This window comes from Mesorhizobium sp. B2-4-18, from assembly GCF_006441385.1.
Classification (GTDB): domain Bacteria; phylum Pseudomonadota; class Alphaproteobacteria; order Rhizobiales; family Rhizobiaceae; genus Mesorhizobium; species Mesorhizobium australicum.
In genome coordinates this window covers 21,054-41,351 of sequence record NZ_VFUW01000017.1, presented here as the reverse complement: position 1 = coordinate 41,351, position 20,298 = coordinate 21,054, and the positions used below count along the sequence as shown (strand labels likewise).

Below are 20,298 nucleotides of genomic sequence, written 5' to 3'. Positions count from 1 at the left end.
CGCCTTTCAATGCCAATCTTCTTGGGCCAGTTTGCTCCTAATCGATTTGATCCGCTACGCGCGCCAGGCTTTCCTCACGCCCCAGAACGGCAAGCACGTCGAATACGCCCGGTGACGTGCTCTTGCCGGTCAACGCAGCCCGCAACGGCTGGGCCACGGCGCCAAGCTTGTGCCCGCCAGCCAGCGCAAAGTCGCGGATCGCGGCCTCGGCCGTGGCCGCCGTCCAGTCGCCTGACAGCGACTTCAAAGCTTCGTGAGCGCCACGCAGGATCTTGCGCGCGTCGTCATTGAGCAGGAGTGCCGCCTTGTCGTCGATCGGCAGCGGCCGAGCGGCAAACAGGAAGCCGGCACCGTCGACAAGCTCGACCAGCGTCTTGGCGCGCTCCTTCAGGCCCGGAAGTGCTGCCAGCAGCTGTGCCTTGTTCTTCTCGTCGAGGCGCGCCGCCATCGCCGGGCCACCCTCCAGATAGGGCAAGGTGGCGATGAAGATATCGAACAGCTCGGTGTCGGCCATACGTCGCATATGCGCGCCGTTGATCGCTTCCAGCTTGGCGAAATCGAAGCGCGCCGCGCCCTTGTTGACGTCGCCAATGTCGAACCATGAGACCATGTCCTCGATCGACATGATCTCGTCGTCGCCATGGCTCCAGCCGAGCCGCGCAAGGTAATTGAGCAGCGCCTCCGGCAGATAGCCCATGGCGCGATAGGCTTCGACGCCGAGCGCGCCATGGCGCTTCGACAGCTTGGCGCCGTCGGCGCCGTGGATCAGCGGGATATGCGACATCGACGGCACGTCCCAGCCCATGGCGTTGTAGATCACGGTCTGGCGGGCGGCGTTGGTCAGGTGATCGTCGCCACGGATGATGTGGGTGACGCCCATGTCGTGATCGTCGACGACGACGGCATGCATGTAGGTCGGGTTGCCGTCCGAACGCAGGATGATGAAGTCGTCGAGATCCTTGTTGGGGAAGCGCACGTCTCCCTGGACCCGGTCCTGCACCACCGTCTCGCCCTCGGTCGGTGCCTTGATGCGGATGGCGCCCTTGACGCCGGACGGCGCCTCCGACGGGTCGCGGTCACGCCAATGGCCGTTATAGCGTGGCGGCAGGCCCTTGGCGCGTGCAGCCTCGCGCATTGCCTCGAGCTCGGCTGAAGTCTCGTAGCTGTAATAGGCCTTGCCCAGGCGCACCAACTCCTCGGCCACCTCGCGATGGCGCGGCGCGCGCTCGAATTGGGAGACTGCGTCACCGTCCCACGAAAGGCCGAGCCAGGTCAGGCCATCGAGAATGGCCGATGTGGCCGCATCGGTCGAACGCTCGCGATCGGTGTCCTCGATGCGCAGCAGCATCGTGCCGCCGGTATGCTTTGCATAGAGCCAGTTGAAGAGCGCCGTGCGCGCGCCGCCGATGTGCAGATAGCCGGTCGGCGAGGGGGCAAAACGGGTGATGACCTTGTCGGGCATGGAACTCTCGGAAAACGTCTGAAGCTGGGTGCGGAGCGTGCGGACTTTCGCGCGTTGCGCGTTCATGTAGCATAGGGCGTCGAGGGTGCAAGGGGCAGACCCGATGACTGGACGAGGCCGGGGCTCGGATCGGGGCGAGGATGCCGCTATCGGCGTCAGCGAGCGATCCCTGTTTGCGGCGCCTGCGACGATCCCACTGCCATCTCCGCTCGTGGCTGCGCCCGAAACCAGGTCGCTGCAGGCAGGTGGGCAGGCGCCGGCGCCGGCTCCTGCCGCGGGCAGGATCGCGCGCGTGCGCCGGCAAGTCGGCCTGGTATCCTTGCCTCGCCTGCGCCATGGCGTGGCCCGGGCGACGGAGCTCGAACTCGACCGGGGCATCGCGTTCCTGCTGGTGCCGGTCTGTCTGGCCGTTGGGGCGATCGCCTATTTCTCGCTGGCATCCGAGCCCGACTTTGCAAAACCCGTCGCGGTCGTGGTGCTGATGGCGGTCTGTGCCTTCGTCTCGCGCTCCTGGTCGAAAACCCATCTGTGTTTCATGGCAGTGCTGTTGTGCGCGCTGGGCCTGCTCGCGGCGAAGGTCGAAACATGGCGAGCCGGAACCCGGATGCTGGGTTCGGAAATCTCCACCCAACTGACCGGCCGCGTGGTCTCGCTCGAAGAGATGGAGAGCGGCCGCATCCGGCTGACCATGGACGTGATTTCGACCGCCCGGCCGAAACTGCGCTATGCACCGGAAAGGGTCCGGCTTTCCGCACGCAAGATACCACCGGGAATGACCGCCGGCTCGCTCATCACAGGCTACGCCAAACTGTTGCCGCCGACCGGCCCGGTGCGGCCGGACAGCTACGACTTCTCTTTCGACAGCTATTTCGCCGGCATCGGCGGCAGCGGCTTCTTTCTCGGCAATCCGACGGTTGTTTCCGCCGACGACGGTGAGATGCCGCTATCGGCTCGCTTTTTTTCAGGCATCGAAAATGCCCGCGAAGCCATCGCCGACCACATCAGGGGCAGCGTCGGCGGCGCTGAAGGCGAGATCGCGGCGGCGCTGATCGTCGGCGTGCGCGCCGGCATACCCGATGAAATCAATGAAGCGATGCGGCGTACCGGCATCTATCACATCATCTCTATTTCGGGACTGCATATGGCGCTTGTGGCCGGCACCATCATGGGTCTGCTGCGTGGTGCCTTCGCGCTGTTTCCAGACTTTTCCGCGCGCCGGCCGGTGAAGAAATACGCGGCCGCCGCCGCACTGTTCTCGATCGCGGCCTATCTCATCATTTCCGGTGTCGTCGTTGCCGCCGAACGCAGCTTCATCATGCTGGCGGTGATGCTGATTGCCGTCTTCTTCGATCGCGCTGCCCTGACCATGCGCAATCTGGCGATCTCGGCGATCGCCGTCATCCTGGTCTCGCCTCACGAGGTCGTCGGCCCGAGCTTTCAGATGTCGTTCGCCGCGACCGCGGCCCTGGTTGGCGCTTATGCCGGCTGGGCCGATCACCATGCGGGAAAGACGCGGCCACCGCCGCCAAAGCGATCCCTGGCGGGGTTCCTGACGCGAAAATTCCTGCTGGCGACAGGAGGATTGGCCATGACGTCCATTATCGCCGGCAGCGCCACGGCACTGTTTGCCATCTGGCATTTCCAGCGGGTATCGCCGCTCAGCCTGTTCGCCAATCTGGCCGTGATGCCTATCGTGTCGGTCGTGATGTTCCTGGCCGTCGCCAGCGCGCTGTTGATGCCATTCGGATTGGATTGGCCGGCTCTCTACCTCATGGGCAAGGGCCTGACAGCAATGATCGCCGTGTCGGCGTGGATATCGGAGCGCTCTCCGGTCGATGGAGTCGGGCTGATTTCGCAGCAATCCGTGCTGCTGGTCACCGTCGCGCTGGCAATCGCGACGATGGCGACGACATGGCTGCGGCTCGCGGCGCTGCCATTCGCGCTTGCCGGCCTGTTGACTGTGTCGCACACACGCGCGCCCGATGTGCTGATCTCGGAAGATGCGCGGCTGGTCGCGCTGCCGATCGGCAATGGCGAACTGGCCGTCAACCGGGAACGTCCGAACGAATTCGCAACCGACAACTGGAAGCGCGCCCTGATCTCCGAAACAATCGTCAAACCGGAAATGTTCGACACGACAGACAGGCAATTCGATGTTGCCAGTCCCACCGACCTGCCGCCGGGATCGCCCTTCTACTGCCGCGAAGGCCTGTGCCTTGCCAGGCACCCTTCCGGCGCGATCATTGCCTATGTCGAGGACCGCAAGACCACCTGGAAAGCCTGCGCTTTCGCCGACCTGATCATCGTCAATGACGCAACCGCCTATGACGCCTGCCACAATCCACTGGTTCTCGTCGTCACCAAACGGCAGCTCGCCCGCAAGGGAAGCGCTGCCGTCTTCTTCAATCCCCAGTCGGCCACGACCCGGGCCGCGATCGCATTTGCCGTCGACGGACCATACCGGCCCTGGCACGAACAGCGAAAATTCTCACGCGAGGCGAGGGGGCTGCCGCCGTACAAAAAACCCGACAAGCCCGATAACAAGCCGGTTCAGTAGCGCCTGATCAACCCGACCAGCTTGCCTTGTACCTTGACCCTGTCCGGCCCGAAAATGCGCGTTTCGTAGGCTGGATTGGCGGCCTCGAGCGCGATCGAAGCGCCTTTGCGGCGGAACCGCTTCAGTGTCGCTTCCTCTTCGTCGACCAGTGCCACGATAATTTCGCCCGGGCTTGCCGTGTCGGCATTGCGGATAATGACCGTGTCTCCATCGAAGATACCAGCCTCGATCATCGAGTCGCCCTTGACCTCCAACGCATAGTGCTCGCCGCCCATGATCATGTCCGGCGGCACCGAGATCGAATGCGTCTGATGCTGGATGGCATCGATCGGCACACCGGCGGCGATACGGCCCATGACCGGGATGGACACGGCTGAAACCGCGTCGTCGTCGTTGCCGGCCGCGGGCAGGCGCGAAGGCGCAGCGGCCGGCCTGATCTGGCGTCCGAGACTGCCTTGGCCAAGGCTGCCTTGGATGACGCTTGGCGAGAACTTCTTTGCCGCATTGAGGCCCGGCGCGATCGAGTCCGGCAGCCGCAGCACTTCCAGCGCGCGCGCCCGATTGGGTAGCCGGCGAATGAAGCCGCGCTCCTCCAGGGCCGTGATCAGGCGATGGATCCCCGACTTGGAGGCAAGATCGAGTGCTTCCTTCATCTCGTCGAAGGAAGGCGGTATCCCGCTTTCCTTGAGCCGTTCGTGGATGAACATCAGCAGTTCATGTTGCTTGCGTGTCAGCATGGCGGCCCCCAAGACATTGAACGAAAGGTTGAACCAGAATCGAAAAAACAAACCCAGAACAAACACTATCTGTTCCAGTTGTGTTCTGCAACCGTTTAAAGTTTAATGAATTTGTTAAGGGGTCTGAAGTTTTTTGCCCGCGACGGCGGGCAGCAACCAGCCCTTTCCGCCATCGGCAGGCGCATTGAAATCGTTTTGGTTAATGGCCTGTGGCCCATCCGCCGACGAGGCTTTGGCATCAGTTAGTTGGAAGGTTTCTCCTCGGGGGGACGTATAATTCGCGGAGCCATTATTCGCGGAACGAAACGAAACCAAAATGCCAACGATTGGTAGCTTCGGGCGGCCATGGATCCGGGCGTTCGGCGCACTCCGGCCAGCGCGTTCGAATAGGGGTCGCGGAAGCGCTGAAGTTATCCCGAACCCGCCTTCAAGCTGCCGGCGCGAGCGGCGTATCTGGTGGCGCCGCTGTCTTCGCTGTGGACATAGACGTGCAGTGTGTAGCCGATATGCGCCGTCATCAGCGCCTTGGCCCGCTCGATGTCACGGTCGAGCGCCGCTTCCATGATCGCGGTATGGTGTTCGATCGCAATCGCTTCGCGCAGCGCTTCGATTGCCTCTTCATAGCCATCCTTGAGGCCGGCCGCGGCCCGCAGTGTCGGCGCCAGACCAAGAAAGCGATGATGCCGGCGCAGCTGATCCGAGATCGTCGAGCGGAACCGCAACAGCCAGTCGCATGTGGCGGCGCTCAGCAGCGCCGCATGGAAAGCCTCGTGGTTCTCGTCCCATCTGTCGACGGCCGCGTCCGAGGGATCGTCGACCGCCGTCTTGCAACGCGAGAGCCGGTAGTGGGCGGTGACCACGGCATCCTCCCACTCCCTGCCGCCTTTTTCCATCGATTCGAGGAACAGGGGTATCTCGACCACCATCCTGGCGCGTGCCAGATCCTCCAGCTCGGCCCGCGACACCGGAGCCACGGCAAAACCACGATTGCTGATCGCGGTGACCAGGCGTTCGGCCTCGAGCCGCGACAGGGCTTCGCGCAACGGTGTCCAGCCGACGCCATAGGTGCCGCGCAGCGCACTCAGTTTGAGCGGGGCGCCGGGCATGAGGCGCGTGGTCAGGATGTCGCGCCGCAACAGCTGATAGGCGGCTTCCGTTTTTGTGGAACTCGTTTCATTCAGCATGGTGATCAATCCGTCGTCTGGCGAAAAGTATATATGATAGTGCGTCACAGCAACAATTATATATAATGTTTGACACAGACCAGCGGACTCACCATGATCGCCGTAGTAGCCGCGTTTCCAAGCGGCCCTGATCAAATCTGGGAGGAAATGATGTTGAAGTCGAAATCCGCTTGGTTGTCGGGCTTGGCCCTGGCAGGCGCATTGATGGTCAGTGCCGGCAGTGCCGCGGCCGATCAGATCCGTATCGGCATTGCCAATTTCGGCGAGCATCCGCAATTGAACGCCGCCATAGCCGGCTTCAAGAAGGCGCTGACGGATAACGGCTTCGTCGAGGGCAAGGACGTCGTCTACACGGAGAGCCACACCAATTTCGATGCGTCGCTGGTGCCGCAGATGATCGCCAAGCTGCAGGCCGAGCAGCCCAAGCTGATCTACACCATCACCACGCCGGTCTCACAGATCGCCAAGAAAGCGCTCGCCGGTTCCGGCATTCCGATCGTTTTTGCCGCGGTCACCGATCCGGTGGCGGCCAAGCTGGTGCCGTCATGGGACGCCGGAGACGAAGGCATGACCGGCGCCAGCGATCTGCAGGACGTCGCCGCGGTGATGGCCTTCACCAAGAAGCTGCTGCCGAACGCCAAGCGCTTCGGCGTGCCTTATAATCCCGGTGAGGCCAATGACGTTGCCTTGGTCGAAAAGATCAAGGCGGCGGCACCGGCCGCGGGCTTCGAGGTGGTGGAGGTCGGCATAGACAACGTCAATGACATCCAGCAACGCATCGCTTCGCTCGCCGGCAAGGCCGACGTGGTCTACGGCCCGGCCTCGAACCTGATCCAGCCGGCGATCGCCGCTGTCTCCGCGGCCGCCCGCCAGGCCGGTATCCCGGTCGTCAACTCCGATGACAGTGCGGTCCGTAACGGTACCGTGCCGGCGAGCTTCGCGGTCAATTACACGCAGGTCGGCGTCAACGCCGGCAACATCGCCGCCGAGATCCTCAAGGGCAAGGATCCCAAGACGATCGCGCCGTCGCGCCCGGCCTACAAGGACCACATGGCAACGATCTCGCGCAAGGCGATGGCCGCGTTCGGCATCGAGATACCGGCTTCAATGGCCGATTGCGGCTGCATCGTCGACTAACATCGGAACTGCCGGGGTGACGGCGTCGGCGCCGTCATCCCGAGGTCAGGGAGAAACGATGCTCGAGATTCGATCCGCGCGCAAAGTGTTCTACAAGGGCCAGGCCGACGAGAAGGTCGCGCTGGACGGTCTCAGCCTGTCCTTGGCCACCGGAGAGTTCGGCATCGTCATCGGCTCCAATGGGGCCGGCAAGAGCAGCATGCTCAACGCCATTTCCGGCGCCCTGATCCTCGATTCCGGCCAGATCCTGATCAACGGCGCCGACGTGACTGCAATGCCGGTGCACAAGCGCGCCGCGAAACTGGCGCGCGTGTTCCAGGACCCGATGCGCGGCACCGCCGCCAGCATGACGGTTGCGGAAAACATGCTGCTGGCCGATTTGCGTAGCCAAAAGCGCACCTTGCGCCCGGGGCTGAACACCACCCGGCTTGCATCCTACAGGGAACGCCTGTCGATACTGGGTCTCGGTCTGGAAAATCGTCTCGACACGCGCGTCGACCTGCTCTCCGGCGGGCAGCGGCAATCCTTGTCGCTGATCATGGCGGTCGGCGGATCGCCGGACTTGCTGCTGCTCGACGAGCATACCGCGGCCCTTGACCCGCGCACGGCCGAAATCGTCATGCAAGCGACCGTGCGCGCCGTCAACGCGCTGAAACTGACGACTTTGATGGTGACCCACAACATGCAACACGCCGTCGATTATGGCAGCCGGGTGATCATGCTCGATGCGGGCCGGGTGCTCCTGGAAGTCGCCGGGCAGGAGAAGGCGAGGGTCACGGTTATTGATCTGATCGGCCATTTCTCCGTCAAGACCGATCGCATGTTGCTGGCGAGCTGATCATCATGGATTTTGTTGGGGACGTTCTCACCAGCTTCGTCGCGATCATGCCGGTCACCCTGGCGCAAAGCCTGATCCTGGCCTTTGTCGTGCTCGGGATCATGATCCCGTTTCGCATGCTGAATTTTCCCGATCTCACCAGCGAAGGCGCTTTTCCGCTGGGCGGCTGCGTCTGCGGCGTTCTCCTTGCCGCCGGCGCATCGCCGCTGATGGGCGTTGCTGCCGCCCTTGTCGCTGGCTTCGCGGCGGGCTGCTGCACCGCCTTCATCCATCTGCGCTTCCGCATCCACACGCTGCTTGCGGGCATCCTGATGATGACGATGCTCTACAGCATCAACCTTCGCATTATGGGCAAGTCCAACCTGTCCGTCTTCGGTTCGCCCTCGGTGTTCGACTGGGTGCCGTTCGCGCGGCCGGGTTTCCCCGCCAGCAAGATTGTCGTCGCGGGTCTCCTCGCGCTTGCCGCCTTCATGCTGCTCTACATGTTCTTCAGGACCGAGAAGGGGACTGCCGTGCGCGCCGTGGGCGCCAATCCTGACATGGCCGAGGCGCAAGGCATCAATGTCTGGGCCGCGACCATAGGCGGTGTCGGGCTGGCCAGCGCTTTTTCGGCGTCAAGCGGTGCGCTGATGGTGCAGTCGCAAGGCTTCGCCGACGTCAATATGGGCCTGGGAATTCTCATCAACGGCCTTGCCGCGCTGATGATCGGCGAAGCCGTCGTCGGCAAGCAGACGGTGTGGCGGCAATTGCTGGCGCCCTTCGCCGGCGCGATCATCTACTACCAGCTGGTGTCGTTCTGCCTGGCGGCCGGCATGCCGCCGCCTGACCTGAAGCTTGCCACGGGCCTGTTCGTACTGGCCATGCTTGCCTTGCCCAGCCTCAAGCGCAGCCGGGGGCCCGCACCGGTTCGCGAAGCGATTCGTGAGTAACCCGGCGTGAATGACCAAGGCGTGAATAACCAGGGAATGTCACAAATGATGCCTACGACGCTCGATCTCGCAGCTGTCGATGCCATGGATGCGGCGGACCCGCTGCGTGCCATGCGCGACCGGTTCATCTTGCCGGAAGGCGTGATCTATCTCGACGGCAATTCACTCGGCGCCGCGGCACCCGCCGTCTTCGACGAGCTGCGGAAGGCCGCGACCCAGGAGTGGGCGCAGGATCTGATCCGTGCCTGGAACACCGCCGGCTGGTTCGACATGCCGGTCGCGCTCGGCGACCAACTGGGGCGGCTGATCGGCGCGGCGGCCGGCCAGACGGTGGTCTGCGATACGACCTCGATCAACATCTACAAGGTGCTGCATGCCGCACTCGGCATGCGGCCGGACCGCTCGGTCATCGTCGCCGAGGGCGACAGCTTTCCAACCGATCTCTACATGGCCGAAGGCGTGGCCTCGACGCGCCCCGGCACGGTGTTGCGGCTTGAGGGCGTTGATGCGCCGACCATTGAGGAGCTCATCGACGAGCGCGTTGCGGTCATCCTGGTCAACCACGTCAACTACAAGTCCGGCCAGCTGCGCGACATGGCGGCACTGACATGCAAGGCCCATCAGGTCGGAGCGCTGATCGTCTGGGATCTCTGCCACACCGCCGGCGCGCTGCCTGTCGAGCTCGACAGCGCCAATGCCGATTTCGCCATCGGCTGCACCTACAAATATCTCAATGGCGGCCCGGGCGCGCCAGCCTTCATCTACGCCGCCGAGCGTCATCACGATAAAGTCCAGCAGCCGCTCAGCGGTTGGTGGGGCCATGCGCGGCCCTTCGCCTTCGAGCAGGGTTATGCGGCCGGCAGCGGTATCCGCCGGTTCCTGTGCGGCACGCAGCCGGTGTTATCGATGCGGGCGCTGAAGGGGGCGCTGGATATCTGGGACGATGTCGACATGGCGACGGTGCGCAAGAAGAGCATCGCGCTCACCGACCTGTTCATCCAGCTCGTCGAGACCAGATGCGGCGCCTACGGCCTGGAGCTGGAAAGCCCGCGCGACGGCAATCAGCGTGGCAGCCAGGTGTCCTTCCTCCATCCCAACGGTTACCAGGTGATGCGGGCCTTGATCGAGCGCGGTGTGATCGGCGATTTCCGTGCGCCGTCGACGATCCGCTTCGGCTTCACCCCGCTCTACGTCGGCTACGCCGATGTATGGCAGGCGGTCGAGGTCCTGGAAGATATCCTGCGCACTGGCGCCTGGCAGGATGCACGCTTCGCGGTCAAGACGGCGGTGACCTGAAGCCGGCGCGAAGCCGGGAAAAATGTGACGCGGTTTCCGTCCAAAACCGTGCCAAAACAAAGAGTTCAGAGCCGGGTGCGAACCATCCACAGTTCCGGAAACAGGACGACCTCGAGCATCTTCTTGAGATAGGAGGCACCCGACGTGCCGCCGGTGCCGCGCTTCAGGCCGATGATGCGCTCGACGGTGGTGACGTGGTTGAAGCGCCAGCGGCGGAAATAGTCCTCGAAGTCGACCAGCTTCTCGGCCAGTTCATAAAACATCCAGTAGCGCTGCGGATCGCGGTACACCGTCTGCCAGGCGACCAGGACTTCTTCGTTCCCGGTCCGCGTCTCGCGCCAATCCGTGCGCTTTGCGTCCGTCCCGATGTCGAAGCCATTGCGGGCCAGAAGCAGCAGCGCTTCATCGTAGAGCGACGGCTCGGCCAGGATCGCCTCCAGATTCTGGCTGAGGTCCGGCCGGTGCTTGTGCGGCCCGAGCATGGCGAGGTTGCGGTTACCGGCCATGAACTCGATGGCGCGATACTGCCAGGACTGGAAACCCGAGGATTGGCCGAGCGCGTCGCGGAACTCGGTGTATTCGCTGGGCGTCATGGTGCGCAGCACGTCCCAGGCATTGTTCAACTGCTCGAAAATGCGGGCGACACGCGACAGCATCTTAAAGCTCGGTTCGAGGCGGTCGGCACGGATCGAGCGGATCGCCGCGCCAATCTCGTGCAAAGCGAGTTTCATCCACAATTCCGATGTCTGGTGCTGGATGATGAACAGCATTTCGTCATGCGCCGAGGACAGCGGTGTCTGGGCCTCCAGCACTTTCTCCAGGTGCAGATAGTCGCTGTAGGACATGCGCTCCTTGAACGACATCTCTGCGCCTTCAGAGGCCGGATCGTAAGGCTCGCTCAATTGATCTTCTCCGTGCGCAGCCGAAACCGCTGGATCTTGCCGGTCTGGGTCTTCGGCAGAGCGGCGATGAATTTGACCGATCGGGGATATTTGTAGGGCGCGATGGCTGCCTTGACGTGGTCCTGCAGGCGCTTGACGGTCATTGCGTCTGGCGGGACACCTTGCACCAGCACGACATGCGCTTCGACGATCTGGCCGCGCTCGCCATCCTCCGCACCGATGACCGCGCATTCGGCGACATCGGGATGCGACAGCAGCGCCGCCTCGACCTCGGGTCCGGCGATGTTGTAGCCGGCGCTGACGATCATGTCGTCGGAACGCGCGGCGAAGTGGAAGAAGCCGTCCTCATCCTGCGTAAAGGTATCGCCGGTGAGGTTCCAGCCGTCGCGCACATAGTCCTTCTGCCTGTCATCGGCCATGTAGCGGCAGCCGGTCGGCCCGCGCACCGCCAGCCGTCCGGTCTCGCCACGCGGCACCTCGCGCATCTCCTCGTCGACGATGCGCGCCTCGTAACCGCCCACCGGCTTGCCCGTCGAAGCGGGCTTCCTGTCGTCAAAGCGGTTGGAGATGAAGATGTGCAGCATTTCGGTGGCGCCGATGCCGTCAAGGATAGGCTTGCCGGTCTTTCGCGTCCACTCTTCGAAGACTGGAGCCGGCAAGGTCTCGCCGGCCGAGACGGCAACGCGCAATGATGACAGATCGGCGCCTTCGTCCATGGCCTTCAGCATGGCCCGGTAGGCGGTCGGCGCGGTGAAGGAAATGGTCGCTTTGTAGGTCTCGATGATGTGGACCATGTTGGGTGGCGTCGCCTGTTCCAGAAGCGTTGCCGCCGCGCCGAAGCGCAGGGGGAAGATGGCAAGCCCGCCAAGGCCGAAAGTGAAGGCGAGCGGCGGCGAGCCGACGAAGATGTCGTCGGGCGTCACCTGCAGGACTTCACGGGCGTAGGCATCGGCGATGATCAGCAGGTCGCGGTGGAAATGCATCGTCGCCTTCGGCACGCCGGTCGTGCCCGAAGTGAAGCCGAGCAGGGCGACATCGTCGCGGCCGGTGCTGACGGCGGTGAAGGTAACCGGCTTGTCGAGGGCGGCGCGGTCGAGCTCGGCGTCATGGTTGGCGGTGCCGTCGAAGCCGATCACCTGCTTCAGGAACGCGCTGTCCTTGGCGCAGGCGGTCATCTCGTCCATCAGCCTGGTGTCGCAGAGCGCGGTCGTGATCTCGGCCTTGTCGACGATCTTGGTGAGTTCACCGGCGCGCAACATCGGCATGGTGTTGACGACGACAGCACCGACCTTGGTGGCGGCCAGCCAGCAGGCGACCATTGCCGGGTTGTTGGCGGAGCGGATCAGCACCCGGTTGCCCGGCTCGACGCCGTAGTTCTCGACCAGCGCATGGGCGAGCCGGTTCGTCCAGTCGGACAGTTCCTTGTAGGTGCGGCGGCGGCCATTGCCGATCAGCGCGGTGTGGTCACCAAGGCCCTTCTCGACGAGCCTGTCGGTCAATTCGACACCGGCATTGAGGTGTTCTGGATAGTCGAAGCCGTCGAGCAGGAAGTCGGGCCATTGCTCGGGCGGCGGCAGATTATCGCGGGTGAACGTGTCGGTATGCGCTGAAGGCCCAAGCATGTCGCCGCTGTCCCTGTCTGCCCCCCGGCAGCGTGCGTGGCACCTGGCCGGCGGCGGTGGATCTGAATTCCTGTCTCGCGGTAGGCTCGTGCGGCCGGCTACACCCTTGTCGACATGTCACCGGAAAGGTGACTATCGACGGGTTCGGACAGCACAGCGGACCTCCCATTTTGTCGGCTGTTCCGAAGACAGGATCGCACCAGTCGAAATTTGTTTCAAGCCTAAAATGTTTCACCCCAAAGCCTTGACGCACGGCATGGTGGCGACCATTGCTAGCACTGAGACGACGCTATTTCGGGGAGGGTGCCGATGCTCGACCATCGCATTGCCGATTGGGACAATGCCTATGCCAACGGCGCGAATATTGCCGGCAGCGACCGTTGGCCGGCCGCCTGGTCGGGACCGGCGCAAGCGTTCCGTGACGCACTGTCGGGGGAGGGCCGGGCACGGTTCGACATCGCGTATGGCGATCAGCCGCGCAACCGGCTCGACCTTTTCCTGCCGGAGGCCACGCCCAAGGGGCTCGTCGTGTTCATCCATGGCGGCTACTGGCTGGAGTCCGATAAAAGCGGATGGTCGCATCTCGCCAAGGGTGCGGTCGGCAACGGCTTTGCGGTGGCTATGCCTTCCTACACGCTGTGCCCGGACATCCGCATTGCCGGCATTGTCAGCGAAATCGGGGCGGCGATCGGCAAAGCGGCGGCAATGGTCGGGGGACCGCTGATGTTGACCGGACATTCGGCCGGTGGACATCTCGCCAGCCGCATGGTGACCACAACCACACCGCTCGCCACCGATGTCGTGCGGCGCATACGCCACGTCGTTTCGATTTCCGGCTTGCATGATTTGCGCCCGCTGATGCGTACCGGCATGAACGCCGTGCTGAAAATCGATGAGCATGAGGCGCTGACGGAAAGCCCGGCACTGCTGCGGCCAATCGATGGTGCCCGCATCACCTGCTGGGCCGGCGGCGTCGAGCGCTCGGAGTTCCTGCGACAGAATGCGTTGCTGGCCAACATCTGGACCGGGCTTGGCGCCACCACCAGTGCCGTGGTCGAGCCCGACCGGCATCACTACGATGTAGTGGATGGCCTGGCCGATCCGGCGCATGCATTGACGCGGACCTTGATCTCGGAATAAGCCCTGTGATCAGTAAGTTATTACGAAATACTTCAGCGCAACATCAGAACGCTGCAAGCGTCGCCCGCAGCGGATGCAGGGGCAAAAGGCGCGCGAACGACCAGTCCGTTGGCATCGGCCAGCATCCTCAGCATCGAGGAATCCTGGATGCCGAACGGCGTCGCTACCAGTTCGCCGTCATCCTCCCTGACCATCGCCCTCACATAATCCTGGCGCAGGTCATTGGCCGCCATTGCGGCGCCCAGCCTTGCCGGGCGGATATCCTGACGATGGTCGCGACCGCCCAGCCTTGCCAGAAGCGGCTTCAGGAACAATTGCGAGCAGACCAGGCTTGCTACCGGGTTGCCGGGCAGGCCGATGCATCTGATATCGCCGAGGCGCCCGAACATCAGCGGCTTGCCGGGGCGCATGGCGATCTTCCAGAAGCCGAGCGTCATGCCTTCGCCGGTCAGCACGTCATGGATCAGGTCGTGGTCGCCGACCGAGGCGCCGCCCAGCGTGACGATGACATCGGCACCCGCCGCGACCGCTTTCCTGACCAGGCCGGCGATGTCGTCCTTGCGGTCGGCGGCGATCCCGAGATCGAGCGCACAGGCACCGATCGATTGTGCCGCCGCGGCGACGCCGTAGGCGTTGGACGAAATAATCTGGTCGGGCCCGAGTTCGCTGCCGGGTGGCAACAACTCGTCACCGGTGGCGATGATGGCGACCAGCGGCCGTTTCACCACGCCTACTCGGGGATGATTGGCCGATGCCGTCAGCGACAGTGCCGCCGGGTCGAGCACGCGCCCCTTCTCCAGCAGCACGTCGCCCTTGGAAAAATCGAGGCCGACGCGGCGAATGTTACGCCACACGGCGGTTGGCTCGATCACTTCGATGTTGCCGCCGCCGAGATCCCGGACGTTTTCCTGGATGACGATGGTGTCGGCGCCGTCAGGCAGCGGTGCGCCGGTGAAGATACGCACTGCCTGTGCCTGGCCGACCGCGCCGTCAAAGCCGCGTCCGGCCGGCGCCATGCCGATCACCGAGAGTTTCGACGGCACCGACGCGATATCGGCGGCTCGCACCGCATAGCCGTCCATGGCCGAAGCGTCGAAGGGTGGCTGGGTGCGCAGCGCCATGACCGGTTCCGCCAGCACACGATCGATCGCCTCGATGAGCGGGACGCTTTCGCCGGCCAGCGGGACGGCGCCGTCGAGCAGGCGCTCGAGCGCGTCGGCGACCGGAACCAGTGCCATCAGAGCCCTGCCTTGTAGTCGCCGGACTTGCCGCCGGTCTTTTCGACCAGCCGTATGCCGGAGATGACCATGGCGCGGTCAACCGCCTTGGCCATGTCGTAAATGGTCAGGCAGGCCACCGAGGCTGCCGTCAATGCTTCCATTTCGACGCCGGTCTTGCCGGTGACGCGCGCAAGGGCCGTGACCTTCAGGCCGGGCAGAGCATGGTCAGGCTCTATGTCGACGGAAACCTTGGTCAGCAGCAGGGGGTGGCAGAGCGGGATCAACTCATGGGTCTTCTTCGCTGCCATGATGCCGGCGATGCGCGCCGTGCCCAGCACATCGCCTTTCTTGGCATTGCCGGCGAGGATGGTCTTCAACGTCTCTGGCTGCATCGAGACGAAACCCTCTGCGATCGCGGTGCGCGTCGTCTCGTTCTTGTCGCCGACATCGACCATGTTGGCCTCGCCCTGTGCGCCAAGATGGGTGAGAGCGCCTGTCATCGTCAAATCGCCATAGAGCGACGTGCGTCCATTCGGACGCACAGAGTGCGCTCGGTCGCTTTGACTCTATGCATCGTGCTCTCCGAAAATCGATTCCGATTCTCGGCCCGATGCATCGGACGCCTTGCCCGTGAGCAGCGAGCGCGTTGCAGCGGTCACATCCCGTTGGCGCATCAAGCTCTCGCCCACCAGGAAGGCGCCGATGTCCATCCTTTGCAGTCTAAGGCAATCGTCATGCGAGAAGATGCCGCTTTCGCTGACCAGCAAACGACCGCCCGGCACCATCGCCCGCAGCCGCTCCGACGTATCGAGGCTGGTCTCGAATGTCCGCAGATTGCGGTTGTTGATGCCGATCAATTGCGATGACAGTTTCAGCGCTCGCTCGGTCTCGGCTTCATCGTGCACCTCGATCAGGGCGTCCATGCCGAGTTCGAACGCAGTCGATTCGAGTTGGCTGGCCATGGCATCATCGACGCTGGCCATGATGATCAAAATGGCGTCCGCGCCCCAGGCCCGCGCCTCGTAGACCTGGTAGGGGTCGAACAGGAAATCCTTGCGCAGGGCGGGCAGCGTCACAGCGGCTCGCGCCTCGGTCAGAAACTCCGGTGCGCCCTGAAAGGAGGGCCCATCGGTCAGCACGGAAAGACAGGCCGCGCCGCCTTTTTCATAGGCCCTGGCCAGGCTCGGCGGATCGAAATCGGCACGGATCAGCCCTTTGGACGGACTTGCCTTCTTGATCTCGGCTATCAGTGCGAAGCCACCCGATCCGCGCTTGGCTTCGAGCGCGGCGAGGAACCCGCGCGGCGCGTCGGCGTCCTTCGCGCGCGCCTTGATCTCTGCCAGCGGCACGCTTGCCTTGGCGGCGGCGATCTCGTCGCGCTTGTAGGCTTCGATCTTGCGCAGAATGTCAGACACGGTTCACCCGTTCGAAATCTCGACCAGCCGGTCGAGCACCTGCAGCGCCCGGCCGCTGTCGATGGCCTGTGCGGCGATGGCGATGCCATCACCGAGCGTCGTCGCCTTGCCCGCAATCACCAGTCCGGCGCCGGCATTCATCAAAACCGTGTCGCGATACGCGCCGGCGGTGCCGCCCAGCATATCGCGCAAGGCCTTGGCATTGTAGGCGGCATCACCGCCACGCAATTCATCCTTGGTATGACGCTTCAGTCCAACCTCTTCCGGGGTCAGCGTGAAGCTGCGGATTTCGCCGCCAACCAGTTCAGCTACCTGTGTCTCGCCTGTGGTGGTGATCTCGTCATAACCATCGCCGTGGGCGACCCAGGCATGCTCGGTGCCGAGCGCCTTCAGCGTTTCGGCCACCGGCATGATCCATTCCGGCATGAACACGCCGACCATCTGCCGCCCGACGCTAGCCGGGTTCGAAAGCGGGCCGAGCAGGTTGAAGATGGTGCGCGTACCAAGCTCGCCACGAACCGGACCGACATGCTTCATAGCCGGATGGTGCGCCGGCGCGAACATGAAGCCGACGCCGGCTTCATGGATGCACTTGCCGATTAGCTCCGGCGCGATGTCGATCCTGACGCCAAGGGCAATCAGCACGTCGGCCGCGCCGGTCAGCGAGGACAGGCCGCGATTGCCGTGCTTGGCGACCGGTACGCCGCTGCCGGCAATGACAAAGGCGGAAGCCGTCGAGATGTTGACCGAATGCGAATTATCGCCACCGGTGCCGACGATGTCGATGGCGCCGTCAGGAGCATCGACGCGCAGCATCTTGGCGCGCATCGTGGCGACAGCGCCCGAAATCTCGCTCACCGTCTCGCCGCGTACGCGCAACGCCATCAGGAAGCCGCCGATCTGCCCTGGGGTCGCATCGCCCGACATGATGATGTCAAAGGCCTCGCACGCCTCCTCGAAGGACAGGGCGGTGCCGGTCGCGACCTTGGCGATATGGGTTTTCAGCGCGCTCATCTTGTCGAGGCTTGGGCAACGGCGGCCTGGTCGACGCGGACGTCGTACTGCGTCTGCAACTGCGCCACCAACTGGTCGAGCAGGTCGTCGGACATGCCGGAGGTGAATGATTTCTGCGCGTCGTCCGGCACCGAGCTGGCGTCGGCGCCGGCCGGTTCGAACACTTCGGCGACCTTGAACAGGATCTGGCCATCGCCGGTGGGCGAGGGGATCAATCCGGTGCCGCCTTCGCCGACGCCGAACATGACGGCGGCGCCTTCCTTGCCGAAATCGGCATCGTCGGCTTCGCGCTTCAAGCCGCGCTTGGTCTGCTTCTCCAGCTTGAGTTCGCCGGCGATGACGTCGAGCGTGGTGCCGGCCTTGAGGCGCTTCTCGAGTTCGTCCGCCTTGGCGGCGAGCCGCTTGGCGGTCTCGGCCGCCGTCCAGTCGGCGACAACCTTTTGGCGCACCTCATCAAGAGTGCGGTCGCGGGCCGGTGTGATCGAACCGACCTCATAGAAGACGAAGCCGTTGTCCGCCGTGGTCAGCGCCTCGTTTTCGGTGTTCGGTTCCGCATCGAAGACGGCCTTGATCAGCGCCGGCGATTCCGGCAGGTCCTTGACGATGGAGCCATCGGGCCTCAGGCCGTTGCGATCGATGGCGTCGATGGTGATGTCCTTAAGCTTCAATTTGGCGGCGGCATCGGCCAGCGAACTGCCGGAGGCGCGGGTGTCTTCATAATTGTCGTGCACATCCAGAAGGATGCGGCTTGCCTCGCCCAGCGCCAGATCCTTGCGGATCTGGTCCGACACTTCGGCGAGCGGCTTCACCACCTCGGGCTTGATCTCGGTCACGCGCAGCAGCACCGGACCGAAGGCGCCCTGCACGACCTGGCTGACTTCGTTGGCGTTGAGCGCGAAGGCGGCATCGGCAACCGCCTTGTCGGCGATCTTGTCCTTGGCGAGCGTGCCAAGCAGCGTGTCGGCCGGGGTCTTGCCCTCAGCGGTCACCAGCTTGTCGAAGGTGGCGCCGGCCTTGAGCGAATCGAGCGCCGCCTTGGCGGCATCCGGCGTCTTGAACACAAGCTGCTCGATGGTGCGCATTTCGGGCGTGGTGTAGCGTGACTTGTTCTTGTTGTAGTCGTCACTGACCTGCTGGTCGGTGACCGCGGTCGTATCCATTATGTCCGCCGGTTCGAGGCGAACATACGAGAATTTGCGGTATTCAGGTGCGGCGTAGCTCTTCTTGTTGGCCTCGAAATAGGCCTGAAGCACGCTGTCGCTCGGCGCCGCGATCGGCTCGACCAGCGCCTTCGGCAAAGTCAAATAGTCGACGGTGCGGTCTTCACCGCGGTAGAGCGCGACCGCCTTGAAGAACGTGTCCGGCGCCTTGAGGCCGTCCGAGACCGCCTCGACGATCTGCTGGCGCACCGCTACCTGGGCACGGTTCTTCAGATAATCCTCGGGCCGCATGCCGACCTGGTGCAGCATGTAGTCGAATGTCCTTCGGTCGAACTGACCGCCAGGGCCCTTGAAAGCCGGGTCTTCGCGGGTGAGTTCGGCCAGCCGATCCTTGGAAAGGCCGAGGCCGAGCTTGCGTGCCTGCTCGTCGAGGACGGCACCGGAAACGAGTTGCGCCAGCACCTGGTTGTCGATGCCGAGCGCCTTTGCCTGTTCATGCGTGAGGCGCTGACCAAACTGCTGCGACATGACGGCGAGCTGGCGGTCATAGGCGAGGCGGTATTCGTTGATCGATACCTTGGTGCCGCCGGCCGTTATTACCGAATCGTGGCCCGCGAAGCCGCCCATCAGCCGTCCGGAGATGCCCCAGGCGGCGAAACTGACCACCAGCAGCGAAAGCAATGTCTTCGCGACCCAGGTACCCGCCGCGCTTCTCAATATACCAAGCATGGTTACTTCCGATTTATGCGCATTTTCGCATGCGCCGAGTCTGAACCAAGCGCAATAGCGCCCTTCCTGCCCACTGTCGATTGCTTTGTGGCCTGATTTTGGTAGTGAGGGCCAGAGCTTGATATCGCCCGGAGAAGCACACCATGACACCAGGAATTCGCCCGCTTGTCGCCGGCAACTGGAAAATGAACGGCACCAGCGCCTCGCTGAACGAGCTCAGGATGATCGGCAACGGTTTCATGAGCGGGCTCGACGCCGAGACCGAAGCGCTGGTCTGCGTTCCCGCGACGCTGCTTTCCCATGCCGCGGAGATTTTGTCGCGCACGCCGGTCCATGCCGGTGGCGAGGACTGCCATCCCAAGGAAAGCGGTGCCTATACCGGCTGTATCTCCGCGGAGATGCTGAAGGACGCAGGCGCCAGCCATGTCATTGTCGGCCATTCCGAATGCCGCGAGCAAAGCGGCGAGGACGATGCGACGGTCAAGGCCAAGGCCACCGCCGCCTGGCGGGCCGGGCTCGTGGCCATCGTGTGCATCGGCGAGACGCGGCAGGAGCGTGAGGCTGGAGCGACGCTGGAGGTGCTGTCGCGCCAGGTCGCCGGCTCGGTGCCGCCAAGCGCCACGCCATCGAACACCGTCATTGCCTATGAGCCGGTTTGGGCGATCGGCACCGGCCTGACGCCAACCGCGGCCGATGTGGCCGAGGCGCATGCGCATATCCGCGAAAAGCTGGCGGAAAAACTTGGGGCCGCCGCCGCCAGGATGCGCATCCTGTACGGTGGCTCGGTCAAGCCTTCCAATGCCGTTGAACTGCTGGGCGTCAGGAATGTCGACGGCGCGCTGGTCGGCGGTGCCAGCCTGAAAGCGGCTGATTTCCTGGGCATCGCCGAAGCCTATCGCAGCATTGCTGGCTGAGATTCGCGAGGATGGACGGGTCTCGTCCCGTCCAAATTCGTT

17 protein-coding genes are annotated in these 20,298 nt (G+C 63.7%); 7 read left to right on the top strand and 10 right to left on the bottom strand.

What is annotated here, in order from left to right; translation table 11 throughout:
• Nucleotides 1-37: 37 nt before the first annotated feature.
• Entirely contained in the window at nucleotides 38-1,462 is a 1,425-nt protein-coding gene (gene gltX / locus FJ527_RS28010; RefSeq protein ID WP_140824579.1) for a glutamate--tRNA ligase, read from the bottom strand.
• Nucleotides 1,463-1,565: 103 nt separating this feature from the next.
• Between gltX and FJ527_RS28005 the strand changes: the two genes are divergently transcribed.
• Nucleotides 1,566-4,019 (top strand): ComEC/Rec2 family competence protein, encoded by a 2,454-nt coding sequence (locus FJ527_RS28005; RefSeq protein ID WP_140824578.1) that lies wholly within the window; start codon nucleotides 1,566-1,568, stop codon nucleotides 4,017-4,019.
• Here FJ527_RS28005 and lexA read toward each other — a convergent pair.
• Nucleotides 4,013-4,756: a transcriptional repressor LexA gene (gene lexA, locus FJ527_RS28000; protein WP_015317797.1), complete on the bottom strand. Its 744-nt coding sequence runs from the start codon at nucleotides 4,754-4,756 to the stop codon at nucleotides 4,013-4,015. The genes FJ527_RS28005 and lexA overlap by 7 nt on opposite strands.
• A 410-nt stretch (nucleotides 4,757-5,166) precedes the next feature.
• Entirely contained in the window at nucleotides 5,167-5,940 is a 774-nt protein-coding gene (locus tag FJ527_RS27995) for a GntR family transcriptional regulator (protein WP_140790133.1), read from the bottom strand.
• A 150-nt stretch (nucleotides 5,941-6,090) separates the two neighbouring features.
• Between FJ527_RS27995 and FJ527_RS27990 the strand changes: the two genes are divergently transcribed.
• From FJ527_RS27990 to kynU, 4 genes are read left to right on the top strand one after another with little or no spacing between them, the layout of a single operon-like run.
• A complete protein-coding gene (locus tag FJ527_RS27990) occupies nucleotides 6,091-7,077 on the top strand; it encodes an ABC transporter substrate-binding protein (protein WP_140824577.1) in 987 nt (328 codons plus the stop codon).
• Between the two features lie 58 nt (nucleotides 7,078-7,135).
• On the top strand, nucleotides 7,136-7,915 hold the full coding sequence (locus tag FJ527_RS27985; protein WP_015317800.1) for an ABC transporter ATP-binding protein: 780 nt from the start codon (nucleotides 7,136-7,138) through the stop codon (nucleotides 7,913-7,915).
• Nucleotides 7,916-7,920: 5 nt separating this feature from the next.
• Nucleotides 7,921-8,844: an ABC transporter permease gene (locus FJ527_RS27980; RefSeq protein WP_140664083.1), complete on the top strand. Its 924-nt coding sequence runs from the start codon at nucleotides 7,921-7,923 to the stop codon at nucleotides 8,842-8,844.
• Nucleotides 8,845-8,892: 48 nt separating this feature from the next.
• On the top strand, nucleotides 8,893-10,140 hold the full coding sequence (kynU, locus tag FJ527_RS27975; protein ID WP_140824605.1) for a kynureninase: 1,248 nt from the start codon (nucleotides 8,893-8,895) through the stop codon (nucleotides 10,138-10,140).
• Nucleotides 10,141-10,205: 65 nt separating this feature from the next.
• On the opposite strand, the gene kynA is transcribed toward kynU, so the two are convergent.
• Both kynA and FJ527_RS27965 read right to left on the bottom strand, forming a co-directional pair.
• Nucleotides 10,206-11,042 (bottom strand): tryptophan 2,3-dioxygenase, encoded by an 837-nt coding sequence (gene kynA / locus FJ527_RS27970; RefSeq protein ID WP_140824576.1) that lies wholly within the window; start codon nucleotides 11,040-11,042, stop codon nucleotides 10,206-10,208.
• On the bottom strand, nucleotides 11,039-12,664 hold the full coding sequence (locus tag FJ527_RS27965; protein ID WP_015317804.1) for an AMP-binding protein: 1,626 nt from the start codon (nucleotides 12,662-12,664) through the stop codon (nucleotides 11,039-11,041). Before FJ527_RS27965 ends, kynA begins: the two co-directional genes overlap by 4 nt.
• Before the next feature lie 309 nt (nucleotides 12,665-12,973).
• Between FJ527_RS27965 and FJ527_RS27960 the strand changes: the two genes are divergently transcribed.
• The gene (locus tag FJ527_RS27960) at nucleotides 12,974-13,804 is read left to right on the top strand and encodes an alpha/beta hydrolase (RefSeq protein ID WP_140824575.1); all 831 of its coding nucleotides are present in this window, start codon (nucleotides 12,974-12,976) and stop codon (nucleotides 13,802-13,804) included.
• Nucleotides 13,805-13,836: 32 nt separating this feature from the next.
• Here FJ527_RS27960 and glp read toward each other — a convergent pair whose 3' ends face one another.
• The 5 genes from glp to FJ527_RS27935 all read right to left on the bottom strand — a co-directional run bounded on the left by glp (nucleotide 13,837) and on the right by FJ527_RS27935 (nucleotide 19,342).
• Nucleotides 13,837-15,042 carry a gephyrin-like molybdotransferase Glp gene (gene glp, locus FJ527_RS27955; protein ID WP_140824574.1) on the bottom strand — a complete coding sequence of 402 codons (1,206 nt, stop codon included), beginning with the start codon at nucleotides 15,040-15,042 and terminating at the stop codon, nucleotides 13,837-13,839.
• Complete coding sequence (gene moaC, locus FJ527_RS27950; RefSeq protein WP_140824573.1) at nucleotides 15,042-15,524, bottom strand: cyclic pyranopterin monophosphate synthase MoaC; 483 nt, start codon at nucleotides 15,522-15,524, stop codon at nucleotides 15,042-15,044. The genes glp and moaC overlap by 1 nt, the downstream gene beginning before the upstream one ends.
• A gap of 66 nt (nucleotides 15,525-15,590) precedes the next feature.
• A complete protein-coding gene (trpC, locus tag FJ527_RS27945) occupies nucleotides 15,591-16,439 on the bottom strand; it encodes an indole-3-glycerol phosphate synthase TrpC (RefSeq protein WP_140824572.1) in 849 nt (282 codons plus the stop codon).
• A 3-nt stretch (nucleotides 16,440-16,442) separates the two neighbouring features.
• A complete protein-coding gene (gene trpD, locus FJ527_RS27940; RefSeq protein ID WP_140824571.1) occupies nucleotides 16,443-17,453 on the bottom strand; it encodes an anthranilate phosphoribosyltransferase in 1,011 nt (336 codons plus the stop codon).
• A complete protein-coding gene (locus FJ527_RS27935) occupies nucleotides 17,450-19,342 on the bottom strand; it encodes a SurA N-terminal domain-containing protein (protein WP_015317810.1) in 1,893 nt (630 codons plus the stop codon). Before FJ527_RS27935 ends, trpD begins: the two co-directional genes overlap by 4 nt.
• Before the next feature lie 143 nt (nucleotides 19,343-19,485).
• Between FJ527_RS27935 and tpiA the strand changes: the two genes are divergently transcribed.
• The gene (gene tpiA / locus FJ527_RS27930) at nucleotides 19,486-20,256 is read left to right on the top strand and encodes a triose-phosphate isomerase (protein ID WP_140824570.1); all 771 of its coding nucleotides are present in this window, start codon (nucleotides 19,486-19,488) and stop codon (nucleotides 20,254-20,256) included.
• Nucleotides 20,257-20,298: the final 42 nt, after the last annotated feature.

Excerpts from the sequence above, each read along its gene's own strand:
- FJ527_RS27935 (WP_015317810.1), bottom strand. The coding sequence starts at position 19,342 with ATGCTTGGTATATTGAGAAGCGCGGCGGGTACCTGGGTCGCGAAGACA.
- FJ527_RS27960 (WP_140824575.1), top strand. The coding sequence starts at position 12,974 with ATGCTCGACCATCGCATTGCCGATTGGGACAATGCCTATGCCAACGGC.
- FJ527_RS27980 (WP_140664083.1), top strand. The coding sequence starts at position 7,921 with ATGGATTTTGTTGGGGACGTTCTCACCAGCTTCGTCGCGATCATGCCG.
- FJ527_RS27985 (WP_015317800.1), top strand. The coding sequence starts at position 7,136 with ATGCTCGAGATTCGATCCGCGCGCAAAGTGTTCTACAAGGGCCAGGCC.
- tpiA (WP_140824570.1), top strand. The coding sequence starts at position 19,486 with ATGACACCAGGAATTCGCCCGCTTGTCGCCGGCAACTGGAAAATGAAC.
- trpD (WP_140824571.1), bottom strand. The coding sequence starts at position 17,453 with ATGAGCGCGCTGAAAACCCATATCGCCAAGGTCGCGACCGGCACCGCC.
- lexA (WP_015317797.1), bottom strand. The coding sequence starts at position 4,756 with ATGCTGACACGCAAGCAACATGAACTGCTGATGTTCATCCACGAACGG.
- gltX (WP_140824579.1), bottom strand. The coding sequence starts at position 1,462 with ATGCCCGACAAGGTCATCACCCGTTTTGCCCCCTCGCCGACCGGCTAT.
- FJ527_RS28005 (WP_140824578.1), top strand. The coding sequence starts at position 1,566 with ATGACTGGACGAGGCCGGGGCTCGGATCGGGGCGAGGATGCCGCTATC.
- FJ527_RS27995 (WP_140790133.1), bottom strand. The coding sequence starts at position 5,940 with ATGCTGAATGAAACGAGTTCCACAAAAACGGAAGCCGCCTATCAGCTG.
- FJ527_RS27965 (WP_015317804.1), bottom strand. The coding sequence starts at position 12,664 with ATGCTTGGGCCTTCAGCGCATACCGACACGTTCACCCGCGATAATCTG.
- moaC (WP_140824573.1), bottom strand. The coding sequence starts at position 15,524 with ATGACAGGCGCTCTCACCCATCTTGGCGCACAGGGCGAGGCCAACATG.
- kynU (WP_140824605.1), top strand. The coding sequence starts at position 8,893 with ATGCCTACGACGCTCGATCTCGCAGCTGTCGATGCCATGGATGCGGCG.
- glp (WP_140824574.1), bottom strand. The coding sequence starts at position 15,042 with ATGGCACTGGTTCCGGTCGCCGACGCGCTCGAGCGCCTGCTCGACGGC.
- FJ527_RS27990 (WP_140824577.1), top strand. The coding sequence starts at position 6,091 with ATGTTGAAGTCGAAATCCGCTTGGTTGTCGGGCTTGGCCCTGGCAGGC.